The sequence below is a fragment of the Terrisporobacter othiniensis genome (assembly GCF_000808015.1).
GTDB lineage: Bacteria > Bacillota > Clostridia > Peptostreptococcales > Peptostreptococcaceae > Terrisporobacter > Terrisporobacter muris.
Genome location: NZ_JWHR01000091.1, coordinates 1 through 12,265 on the forward strand (window position 1 = coordinate 1; position 12,265 = coordinate 12,265).

At 28.9% G+C, this 12,265-nt stretch carries 11 protein-coding genes and 1 pseudogene; 2 read left to right on the plus strand and 10 right to left on the minus strand.

Annotated features, from left to right (window positions below):
* Positions 1 to 6: 6 nt before the first annotated feature.
* A pseudogene (locus QX51_RS19980) lies at positions 7 to 108 on the plus strand (IS3 family transposase); the annotation flags it as partial.
* Between the two features lie 142 nt (positions 109 to 250).
* Here QX51_RS19980 and QX51_RS09825 read toward each other — a convergent pair.
* Genes QX51_RS09825 through rpoN form a run of 3 tightly spaced genes read right to left on the minus strand, consistent with a single transcriptional unit; the run spans position 251 to position 2,733 of the window.
* Positions 251 to 832: a chromate transporter gene (locus QX51_RS09825; protein ID WP_039679741.1), complete on the minus strand. Its 582-nt coding sequence runs from the start codon at positions 830 to 832 to the stop codon at positions 251 to 253.
* Positions 829 to 1,371 carry a chromate transporter gene (locus QX51_RS09830; RefSeq protein ID WP_039679742.1) on the minus strand — a complete coding sequence of 181 codons (543 nt, stop codon included), beginning with the start codon at positions 1,369 to 1,371 and terminating at the stop codon, positions 829 to 831. Before QX51_RS09830 ends, QX51_RS09825 begins: the two co-directional genes overlap by 4 nt.
* An 18-nt stretch (positions 1,372 to 1,389) precedes the next feature.
* Positions 1,390 to 2,733, minus strand: coding sequence for an RNA polymerase factor sigma-54 (gene rpoN, locus QX51_RS09835; protein WP_039679743.1), 1,344 nt, complete (start codon positions 2,731 to 2,733; stop codon positions 1,390 to 1,392).
* Between the two features lie 193 nt (positions 2,734 to 2,926).
* Here rpoN and QX51_RS09840 point away from each other — a divergent pair, with 193 nt between their 5' ends.
* A complete protein-coding gene (locus tag QX51_RS09840) occupies positions 2,927 to 4,636 on the plus strand; it encodes an ABC transporter ATP-binding protein (RefSeq protein WP_039679744.1) in 1,710 nt (569 codons plus the stop codon).
* Between the two features lie 108 nt (positions 4,637 to 4,744).
* On the opposite strand, the gene QX51_RS09845 is transcribed toward QX51_RS09840, so the two are convergent.
* From QX51_RS09845 to panB, 7 genes are all read right to left on the minus strand, one after another.
* Positions 4,745 to 5,638 carry a sulfite exporter TauE/SafE family protein gene (locus QX51_RS09845; RefSeq protein WP_039679745.1) on the minus strand — a complete coding sequence of 298 codons (894 nt, stop codon included), beginning with the start codon at positions 5,636 to 5,638 and terminating at the stop codon, positions 4,745 to 4,747.
* 468 nt (positions 5,639 to 6,106) lie between these two features.
* Positions 6,107 to 6,991: a sulfite exporter TauE/SafE family protein gene (locus QX51_RS09850; protein WP_039679746.1), complete on the minus strand. Its 885-nt coding sequence runs from the start codon at positions 6,989 to 6,991 to the stop codon at positions 6,107 to 6,109.
* 78 nt (positions 6,992 to 7,069) lie between these two features.
* Complete coding sequence (locus QX51_RS09855; RefSeq protein WP_039679747.1) at positions 7,070 to 8,077, minus strand: proline racemase; 1,008 nt, start codon at positions 8,075 to 8,077, stop codon at positions 7,070 to 7,072.
* A gap of 432 nt (positions 8,078 to 8,509) precedes the next feature.
* Complete coding sequence (locus tag QX51_RS09860; protein WP_039679748.1) at positions 8,510 to 9,421, minus strand: sulfite exporter TauE/SafE family protein; 912 nt, start codon at positions 9,419 to 9,421, stop codon at positions 8,510 to 8,512.
* 201 nt (positions 9,422 to 9,622) lie between these two features.
* Positions 9,623 to 10,432, minus strand: a complete 810-nt coding sequence (locus QX51_RS09865) for a formate/nitrite transporter family protein (protein ID WP_039679749.1) — start codon at positions 10,430 to 10,432, stop codon at positions 9,623 to 9,625.
* 225 nt (positions 10,433 to 10,657) lie between these two features.
* Positions 10,658 to 11,422 (minus strand): IclR family transcriptional regulator, encoded by a 765-nt coding sequence (locus tag QX51_RS09870; protein ID WP_039679750.1) that lies wholly within the window; start codon positions 11,420 to 11,422, stop codon positions 10,658 to 10,660.
* An 8-nt stretch (positions 11,423 to 11,430) separates the two neighbouring features.
* Positions 11,431 to 12,255 (minus strand): 3-methyl-2-oxobutanoate hydroxymethyltransferase, encoded by an 825-nt coding sequence (panB, locus tag QX51_RS09875; RefSeq protein ID WP_039679751.1) that lies wholly within the window; start codon positions 12,253 to 12,255, stop codon positions 11,431 to 11,433.
* Positions 12,256 to 12,265 lie beyond the last annotated feature (10 nt).

The following is a 12,265-nucleotide window of genomic DNA, read 5'->3' on the forward strand; positions in this document are numbered from 1 at the left end:
ATTTAGGTAGATGACTATATAGATTATTATAATAATTTCAGATACCAATGGAATTTAAAAAAGCTGACTCCTATTCAATTTAGAAATCAGCTTTTGATGGCGTCTTAGCCATGTCTTTTTCTTGTGTCCTTGACAAAGGATCCACTTTACTTTTTTATTAAATATATTCATTTGAATTTTATAAATAATTCCTTCATTATTTGTTTATATCTAAATGTATTATTATATACTATTGTAAGAAATCCACCCATCATCTTGCAAATCCAAATAATATTCCTATAATAGCAGAACCTACTATAAAGAATACCGGATGAAGTTTTTTAGTTTTTTTCACATGATTAGACAGTAGATAAATTATTACTGCTAAAATTAAAGCTTTCCAATTAAATAAATCTAATACTTTTCCACTACTTTTAAATAAATCAATTTGAAGTAGTGTTATTGTCACAACAGTCATACCTGCTGCTGCAATCAGTCCTGTAGATGCTGGACGAAGTGCATAGAAAGCTGCATCTACATATTTATTTTCTCTAAAAGATTTTAAGAAATATGAAATTATTACAATAATTATAATAGAAGGTGTTATTAGCCCTATAGTTGCTATTATTGCTCCTCCTATTCCTGCAGTTGTAAACCCTACATATGTAGCCATATTTACACCTATTGGCCCTGGTGTAGATTCTGAGACTGCTATCATATCCGCAAGTTGGCCTGACGTAAACCATCCTGTTTTTTCTGACATATCATAAAGAAAAGGAAGTGTTGCCATTCCTCCACCTACTGCAAATAAACCAGTTTTAAAAAATTCAAAAAATAATTGAAGGTAAATCATTCAGACTTCACCCCCAAATTCTTAATTATTATACCTGATACTGCAGTAATCAATACAAATAATATTGGTGATAAATCTGTAAGTACAGACCCTAAGAATACTCCAATAAAAGTAATCATCGTCGCCTTATCAACTACAGAACTTTTCCATAATTTAACCACAGCGTTAAATATAAGAACACACACACAAACTCTTACTCCAGCAAACGCATTCTTCACTATAGCCAGGTCTGAGAAATTACTTATAAAAGCTGCTATTGCTGTTATTATTATAAGAGATGGCATTACTACTCCTAAGGTTGCCATAATCCCACCTATGATTCCTTTGTTTTTCTGACCTATAAATGTTGCTGTATTTACAGCTATTACTCCTGGTGTACATTGCCCTATGGCATAGTAGTCCATAAGCTCTTCATCAGTTGCCCAATTATTTTTTTCTACAATTTCCCTTTGTAAAATTGGTAGCATGGCATATCCACCGCCAAATGTAAGCACTCCCACTCTTGCAAACGCAATAAATAAATCCATTAATCCCTTCATATATTACCTCCTCTTTATCTATTTAATAAACTGCTTTCTTTTAGATGAAGATAATATATTCATTTCTTCTCTATATTTTGCCACAGTCCTTCTAGCTACTGTTATACCTTCATCTTTTAATAATTTACATATTTTATCATCACTTAAAGGCTTTAATTTATTTTCTTCGTTTATAAAGCCTTTTATCATATTTTTAATTTTAGTACTTGATGTCCCTTCCTCTTCCTTACTTTGGATGGCAGTACTAAAGAAGTATTTAAATTCAAACAATCCAAAAGGTGTTAGCATATATTTGCTATTTATTCCTCTACTAATAGTTGATTCATGGTATCCAAGCTCTAGAGCTATATCTTTTAACCTCATTGGTTTAATATATTTTACTCCCTTACTAAAAAACTCATTTTGCTCTTTTACTATTACTTCTGCAATTTTTAATACAGTACTTTTTCTAGTCTCTATATTTTTCAAAAGATTAAGAGCATAGTTAAGTTTATTTTTTATAAATTCTTTAGCATTTTCATCTGATGTAGGATTGCTTAATACACTTTTATAATAATTATTTATACATAAATGAAAATTAGCATTGTCATTCATATAAACAATAAATTCTCCATTGATTTTTCTAACCATAACATCAGGTTGAATATATATTGTTTTTTCATTACTACACAATCTTCCTGGCTTAGGATCAAATTCTTTAATTTTTTCAATATATTCCACACAATCTTCTATATTTATATTGTATTTTTTACTTATAGATTTTATTTTATTTTGTCCTATTAAATTTAAATCTTCTATTATAATAGATTTTAGAATATCATCATTTATATTTTTATTTTCCATTTGAATCAATAGGCATTCACTAAGATTTCTAGCCCCTATTCCACTAGGTTCTAATTGTTGAATATACTTTAAACACTTTTCAAAATAATCTTTATCTATTTTTAGTTCTTTAATTATGAATTTTTCCTCAATTCCTAAATATCCATCCTTATCTAAGCAATCAACAATATACTCACAAACTTCCTTTTCTTTCTTATTTAATTTTAAAAATGATAACTGATCTTTAGCATAATCATATAAATTACTTTCATATTTGGCTAAGTTTTCCAAAGTAAAATCATTATCTAAATCATAACTTTTTATATTGTAACTCTTGTTATCAATATTTTTAGCAAACTCTTCCCAATCTACATCACCCTTGCTTTCCATTTCCAATACAGGATTTTCTTCTGCTTCTCTTTTTATTTCATCTTCTAGTTCTAAATTACTCATATTTAAAATATCTAGGGATTGTTTTAATTGAGTTGTCATAACGAGTTTTTGCGATTGAATTATATCTAGCCTATTATTTAAGTTCATACTATCTTATCCCCTTTTCAATATTCACAATAATTATTAAAAATTATTATTTTTAAATTTAAATATCTAAATCCATTATAGTTAATATATTTCAACACTTCAATAAATCTTCTTACTTAACTTGACAATTTCCATGTATAATAAATATTGAAGCCTATAAACTTATTACAATAAATAATTTCAAGGAGGTAATATGAAAACTCTATGGCAATACACATTAAAGTATAAATATCAATTTTTATGCAGAATAATAACCATCTCTTTAGTCGCTCTAGCAAGTATTTGCTTTGATTTTCTAATGGGATTTATAGTAGATATATTCGCAAGTGGAGATAGTAGTAAATTTACAACTATAACAGTAGCCAGTATAACTCTAATAGTAATTATGTTTTTAACAGAATATATAGACGGTCTTGTTATGTCATCTTATATAAAGAATACTGTTAATTACTTAAGAACAGATATTTTTTCTAAAGTAATCAACAAGGATATAAAAGATTTTTCTCTAGACAATAGTGGAAAATATATTTCAATTTTATATAACGATATAAAAATTATCGAGGATAGTTTTTTTAATAATCTTTTCCAAGTTATATCATGTATCATATCCTTTACAATTTCTTTAGTTGTTTTATTTTCAATTAGTCCAAGTATAGTTATTTTTATTTCTATTTTTGGAGTTTTAGGATTTATAATACCAAACGCCTTATCAAAAAAATTAGTTGTACAAAAAAATGAGTACTCTGAAAATTTACAACAAGTTACTTCTATTACAAAAGATTTGTTCTCTGGTTTTGAAGTAATTAAAGGATTTAATATAAGTAAAAAAATAAATGAAATTTTTAGTAATGCATCTAATAATGTAGAAACTTCTAAGAAAAAATACTCTGTCTTAGAAGCAATCATAAGAGGATTTTCATTATCTTTCAGTGTTACAATTTATCTAGGAGTTCTTCTTCTTGGAGGATATCTAATGTACAAACAAAGTATCACTGTTGGTACTGCCATAATTATTATTCAACTAAGTACTCATATTGTTGGTCCTGTAAAACTAAGTATTTCTTTAATAAATCAAATTAGGTCTGTATCTCTTATAGCAGATAAAATAGAAACTATTTTAGAAGATACTAAAGATAGCTTTGAAAATACTAATTTAAATAATTTTGTAGATTCAATAGAAATTAAAAACCTTGATTTCTCTTATAATGAAGAAAGAAAGGCACTGGATAACATTAATTTAAGTATAGATAAAAATAAAAAATATGCCATTGTTGGTGAAAGTGGTTCTGGAAAAAGTACATTAATAAAACTTCTTATGAGATATTATAATGATTATGAAGGAAGCATCCTTCTAGATAATAATGATTTGAAAAATATTTATAGCTCTGACTTATATAAAAACATGTCTATGATTCAGCAAAATGTATTTATGTTTGATGATAGTATAAAAGAAAATATAAGACTTTATTCAAATCATACTGATGATGATATTATAAATGCTTGTGAACGCTCTGGCTTAACTAAATTAATTGATAAATTACCTGAAGGAATTAATTCCTTAGTCGGTGAAAATGGTAATAAACTATCTGGTGGCGAGAAGCAAAGAATTGCCATTGCAAGAGCTTTAATAAATAATACACAAATACTTATTTTAGATGAATCCACTTCTGCTTTAGATAATGAAACTGCTTATAATTTAGAACATTCACTGTTAAACTTAGATGATTTAACTTTAATAACAGTTACACATAAATTAATAAAAGGCATTTTAATTAATTATGATGAAATAATTGTAATGAAAAATGGTAAAATTATTGAAAAAGGTTCATTTAATGATTTATTAAATCAAAAAGGCTATTTCTATAGTTTATATACTATTCAAAATGATAGCTTAGTTGTGTAATAAATTTACTTACCTATAGATATATCCTTTATTATATTCAAATAGTACAAAAAAAGGTTGAATCATTGATTCAACCTTTTTATATTAAATAATAAATTAACTTATAAATTATTCTGCTACAACCTTAGCTTCTTTTCCTAAGTTTTTCATTGCACCAGCTATCATACTAGCTCCAGTGTAAACTAAAACTGCCATTACAACCCATTTTAATGTTTCTATTGGTAATGACTTAACTATAAATGCTGCTACAAATACTCCTACTGCTCCACATAAACTCAATACTAATGAAGCTTTTCTTGGATATGCTCCTTCTTTTATAAACTTAACAGAAGATACTGGTTGTAACATTGCACAAGATCCCATCATTATTGGGAATGTAACTTGTGGAGATAATCCTAAGAAATAAGTTAATGCCATACATGGTGCAAATAGACCAACACCAGCTGTCATTAACGCTCCAAGAATTGCGTTACCCACAACACCTATTGCAAGCTTTGCACCAGAAAGTCCTATTGCATCTCCACCTCCTGGCATATATCCCATTTTGCTACAGAACATTAATACTGCAGTAGCTAAAAGAGCTAGTCCCATTACTAATTGGATCTTTGCTTCATCCATCTTAGATATTATACCTGCTCCTACGTATGAACCTACAGCTGCAGCAATTAACATTGAAAATAATGTTACAGGATCTACCTCTATAACTGTAGTAAATATAAATGCTTCACACATAACTGGTAAACAACATCCAACATTTAAAAATCCTGGAAGTTCTTTATCTTTTATTCCTATTTTAAAGAATTTGTTTGCTGCTACTATAATTGCAAATGAACCTATACCTAATGTATCAAAGAAGTTAGCCACCCATCCTAGAGCTCCAACTTTAACTACAGAAGTATTATCTAATTCTCCTGCTTCTTTTACTTGTCTATAATCTTTAAAGAATGTATAGTAATAAACACCCATTAAAGATAATAGAATTCCTCTTAATGCTAATAACATCTGTTAATTCCCCCTAAAATTTATCTTTTATTATATAGTATAATATTCAGCTCGACAATATTTTTTTCATCGCCAAACGTTTACATTTTTATTATAGTAATTTGTTAAAAAATATTCAATCGATTTATTAATATTTACATAAATCTATTTTTTAATGTATAAAAGTTTTTAGAAATAATTAATAATAACTTCTTTATTATAGAAATATTCTATATTTTCTCATATTTGAATTTCAGTAAAATAAAAAATTCGCTTCGCTCATATCGCTAACGAGATGCCTTCGCCCCTCTTCAGGCAACTTTGTTGCTCAAAAATCAACTTTTTTTACATCTCAATATTTGTTGATATTACTTAATTCTAGTAGTTTTCCACAGATTTGAAAATAATATAATGTCCTTGTATGTAAAAAATATGCCACGATAACTCGTGGCATATTCTTATTCAAATACATTGTAATCTCTTAATTTTCTATTTTGTTTCAACGCTTTTGCTAGCTTTGTTAGCAGCCATTAACATAGATGCAGAAGTATAGAATATAACAGCTATTACTAACCAAGTTAATATATTCATTGGTAAATTACTAACAAACGTAGCTGCTATGTATACACCTACAGCTCCAGATAAAGCTATTATTAAAGCTGCTTTTCTTGGATAAGCTCCTTCTTTTATGAATTTAACTGATCCTACTGGCATTAATGTTGCACAAGATCCCATCATTATTGGGAATGCAACTTGTGGAGACATTCCTAAGAAATAAACTAAAGCCATACATGGTGCATATAATCCTATACCAGCAGACATTAAAGCCCCAAGTATAAAGTTACCTACTACACCTATAACTAATCTTATTCCAGTTAATCCTATAGCGTCTCCTCCACCTTGAATTAAACCTAATTGCTTAAATACCATTACTATAGCAGTTATTAATAATGCAAGACCCATAACTTTTTGGACTTTTAATTCATCCATTTTAGCTATTACACCAGCTCCAAGATATGATCCTAAAGCTGCTGCTGCAAGCATTGATATTAGTGTTATTGGCTCAACTTCTATAACTGTAGTAAATATTACTGCTTCAACCATAACTGGAAGAGTATCAGCAACATTTAATAATCCTGGAAGTTCTTTATCTCTAACTCCCATTTTCATAAACTTGTTTAATGCAACTGTTGGCGCAAATGAACCTATTCCTAATGTATCAAGGAAGTTTGTAAGAAAACCTATAAAACCTGCTTTTCCTACACTTACATCCTCTAATTCACCTGCCGCAGATACTTGTCTGTAGTCTTTTATGAAGAAGTATCCATATACAGACATTAACACTGCCCAAACTACCCTAATAATATTAACCATAATATGATTCCCCCTATTTCTTCTTTTGTAATTATTGCATTTATAGTTGAAATCTTGATTAAGTTATTGGTTTAGATACTATTTTAATATAAAACCGTATTTAACTGGATCTTCATCATCTATAACAAAATGATTAAATCCTGTTATATAAGCTGATGCAGTTATTTCAGGTCTTACTGCATCAAATTCACCAACTTTATCAAGACCTACTATCTTTCCTTTGAAAAGAGTTCCTAATATACTTTCGTATACGAAATCTTCTCCTTCTTTGATTTCTCCTTTTGCATATAAAGTCGCAAGTTTAGCACTTGTTCCAGTTCCACATGGAGATCTGTCTACTTGTCCTTGACCAAATACAACTACGTTTTTATAAGTTGCTTCTGGATGAGTAGGGTCATCATATATTTCAACTAAGTCAACTGTTTTTATATGATCTAGTGTTGGATGTTGTACTGGTATTTCTCTGTTAACTATTTCTCTCATTTCCATACCTATGTTGTTTAATAATTGAGTATTTTTAGGATCAACTTTAACACCAAATTGACTAGCATGAACTATAGCAAAGAAACTTCCTCCAAATGCTATATCAAATTTTATTTTCCCATATGGTGCCATTTCTATTTCACAATCTCTCTTATATAAGAATGCTGGCACGTTTACAAAAGATACTTCTCTAACTTTTCCATCAACTATTTTAGCATCTGCTTCTATCATTCCAGCTGGAGCTTCCATTCTAACATGAGTAACTGGCTCTACCATATCTACCATTCCAGTTTCTATAGCAGCAGTTATAGCACCTATTGAACCATGTCCACACATGTTTAGGTATCCTCCGCCATCCATGAATATGATACCAAAATCAGCAGTTGGATCACAAGGTTGAGTTATTATTGAACCAAACATATCATTATGTCCTCTTGGCTCTAACATTATAGCTGTTCTTAAATGGTCAAGATTCTTTTCTAAGTATTCCTTTTTCTCAGCCATAGTGTTTCCTTTTATGTTAGGAATTCCTCCTGTAACTATTCTTGTAGGTTCTCCCATAGTATGAGAGTCAATTGCTTGAATGCTTCTTGAAAATTTCATTTGCCTGTTCCCCCTAATATCATTATTAAAATAAATATTTATAATATATTTATTAAATTAATCTATGATAAATAGATAAAAAAACGGTTTCATCTCTATGCACTTGCTCCCTAATGTTAATTAATTGTCAATAAAATATATATGCTTAGCGTGAATACCGTTTATACAAAAAAAGTAAATTTTCAGTCATTTATCGACTAGCTTTTACAACTTATCCATTTATCTACCTTCATTATAGTTAATTCAAATAAACTATTCAAGAAAATTTTTACATTTTTAGATAATGTTTTTTTATTACAAAAAATATATGCCATACATAGAAAATATGGCATATATTTAATATTAATTCAATTTTATTTGTTAAATTTTATTCAATCTATACCATACATTTGGTATTTTATAACCATTTTTATAATACAATTGTTATTTTTTTTATTTATCATCATTACTATTTTCTACTATTACATCTTCTCCTGAACCTTTACCTTTATTTGCTGAAACTAACATAGATATAGATGTATAGAATATAACAACTATTACTAACCATCTTAATATATCTAATGGTAGTGACTTAACTATATAAGCTGCGAAAAATACGCCTATGGCACCAAATAGTCCAAGTAATAAAGACGCTTTTCTAGGATAAGCTCCTTCTTTAATAAACTTAACTGAGCAAACTGGCATTAATGTTGCACATGACCCCATCATTATTGGGAATGCTACTGCAGGAGACAATCCTAAAAAATATACTAATGCCATACATGGTGCATATAATCCTATTCCAGCCGTCATTAATGCTCCAAGTATAAAGTTTCCGACTATACCTAATACTAATTTACCACCAGTAAGTCCTATAGCTTCTCCGCCACCTTGTATTAAGTTTAACGCTCCTAAAACCATTAAAATACCCGTTACAAATAAAGCTACTCCCATAATTTTTTGGATTTTAATTTCATCTAATTTTGAAATTATACCAGCTCCTAGCCAAGAACCAACTGCTGATGCAGCTAACATGGTAACCAATGTTATAGGCTCTACATCGATAACTGTAGTAAATATTACGGCCTCACACATAACTGGTAAAGTATCCCCAACATTTAATAGTCCAGGTAAATCCTTATCTCTTACACCCATCTTTAAGAACTTATTAAATGCTACTGTTGGCGCAAAGGAACCTATCCCTAAGGTATCAAAGAAATTAGTTATAAATCCAACAATACCTACCTTTGCCACGCTCACTTCATCAAGTTCATTAGCTGTCTTAACTTGCTTATAGTCTTTAATAAATACATAGTAGTAAAACGCCATTAATATCGCCCAAACAACTCTTATAAAGTTTAACATACTACTCCCTCCTTATTTTTTCATAGTTAGGTCTCATCTATCTAGATTTAAAACTAGCTGGTTTTATTTCTAGAATGCTCACTATATATTTATTACTGCAAATATGTTTTTAGAATATTTCTTTAACAATATACATAATACATCTAATAAGTATATAAAAAGACCTTCCTTGTATTTCACAAAGAAGGTCTTTTTATATATCTAGCAAGCTTTGCTAATTTTTTTCTCAATTTTATTTTCTTTTTTCTTTGACATAAAGTAAGTTAAGAATCCGTAGAATCCTGCTCCACCAACTAAGTTACCTAACGTTACAAACAACATACTATATAATGCATTTATAACTGTAACATCATTTGGTACTGGTGAGAATAAACATACTAATAAAGTAGTCATATTTGCTATACAGTGTTCAAATCCACTTGTTACGAATGCAAATATTAATAAGAATACTATAGCTATCTTAGCCATCTCATCTTTTGTTTTATATGCTGCAAGTACAGCTGCACAAACTAATATATTAGCAAGTATTCCTCTACAGAATAATTGTAGCGCTGGTGCTGCAACCTTATATGCTCCAGAGTATGCAAAGTATTCCATTGTAAGTTGACCTTCTGCAGCAAATCCTGTTCCTACAAATAAAAGCGCTACAATTATAGCTCCTAAAAAGTTTCCAAAATAACTATAACCCATTATTCTTATTCCATCTTTTACACTAGTAGCCTTTGATAAACTTCCCATAGTCATTATCATTGTATTGCTTGTAAATAATTCATATCCTAATACTATAATGGCACTAAGTGCAAATGAGAATGACATACCTACTACTATTTTAGTTGCAGGTGAATGAACTGCATGTAATTGTCCACCTATAGTAAATATTAATATACATCCAAGTCCTATAAACATGCCTGCAAATATCGATAATACTAAGTACTTTAATTTACTCTCATTAAGCGTATTAATTTTGTCTTCAGCCTTGTGAGCTAATAATTTAATTGTCTCTTCATTCATTACCTATGTCTCCTATTCATCATTTATTCCGTTTTGTATTCTGTATACAACATTAACTATTTTAGCATATAGATATGCTTTTTTAAAATAAAAAATAAAGTTTTAAACAGGAAAAATTTTCATTCATATAAAATTTATATTTTTCATAAATCTCTCTACTTATATTCTATATATAAGTAAAAAATAAAAAGAAGTCATATTAAATATAACTTCTTTTTATTTAACTTATAATATATAACTTCTTGCTAACTCCCCTTCTATGCAGCTAGCATAGTATTTTAAATATTTTATAAACTGTTCTTTTCTCTCATCATTTAATCTGATAGTTGGTGTAGCAATACTTATGCTTGCTATTGCAGATCCATCTTTACTTTTTATAGGTACAGCTAAGCAAGATAAATATTCTATATATTCTTCATCATCAAATGCATATCCATTTAATTTTATATCCTCTAACTCTTTAATTAACTCTTCACTTCCTACAATAGTTTTTTCAGTAAACTTCTCGAAATTTATACTTGTAAAATCCCTTCTATTACTATATGCTAGTATAGCCTTTCCCAACGAGCTACAGTATATAGGTACTTTTTTTCCTACTTCTAAATCAATTCTCAATGGTTCTTTTGTCATTATCTTATCCAAGTATATAATATTATCACCAGTTACTACTGCTAAATTTACTGTTTCATTACATTCATCATAGAGCCTTTGCAAATAAGGTTTTGCAATTTTTTTTATGGGCATTTTATCTGTAACACTATTTCCTAGTTCGAATATTTTTATAGTTGCATAATAAGTATTGTCTTCTTTACTTTGATCTATATAATTCATTTCTTTGAATGTTGCTAAAATCCTATGAATAGTACTTTTACCTAAATTAGTTATATCATTAATTTCTTTTAAACTCATTCTTTCATTTTTAACAACTAATTCTAATACTTCAAAGGATTTCATTAATGATTTTATTAAATATCTATTTTCTTCTTCCATCAAGCTATCTATTCTATCCCCTCTACATTTATATTAAAGCTATACTCTGGTGATGGGAAACTTCCTTCTTTTACTTCTTCATTAAATTCATCATACGCTTTTATCATTATATCTCTTATATTTGAATATTTTTTTACAAATTTAGGTGTAAATTTATCATACATTCCCATCATATCTTGTGTAACTAAAACTTGTGCATCAACATCTGGTCCTGCTCCAATTCCTATTATCGGTATATCAACTGATTCTGACATTAATTTAGCAACTTTAGATGGGACACATTCAACAACTGCTGCAAATGCTCCAGCTTTAGCAACTGCTTTTATATCCTTTATTAATTTTTGAGCTGTTTTTAAATCTTTTCCTTGAACTTTAAATCCTCCAAGTTGTGCTGTTGTTTGAGGTGTTAATCCTAAGTGAGCCATTACAGGTATACCTGCTTTTACTATTGCTTCTATTGTATCTGCAAATTCTACACCACCTTCCAATTTAATACAATCACATCCTGCTTCTTTCATTATTCTATTCGAATTTTTTATAGCTTCTTCCACTGAAACATTATATGATCCAAATGGCATATCTCCAACTATAAATGTATTTGGAGCTCCTTTTACAACTGGTCTTATATGATGTATCATTTCTTCCATTGTCACACCTGTTGTTGAATCATACCCCAACATTACCATTCCTAGAGAGTCTCCTACTAATATCAGCTCCGCTGTTGATGAATCGACTATTGATGCACTTGTATAGTCATATGCTGTTACCATTGTAAATTTTTTACCTTCTTGCTTCATTTTCTTCATATCTAATACACTTACTTTTTTTTTCATATCTTTTCCT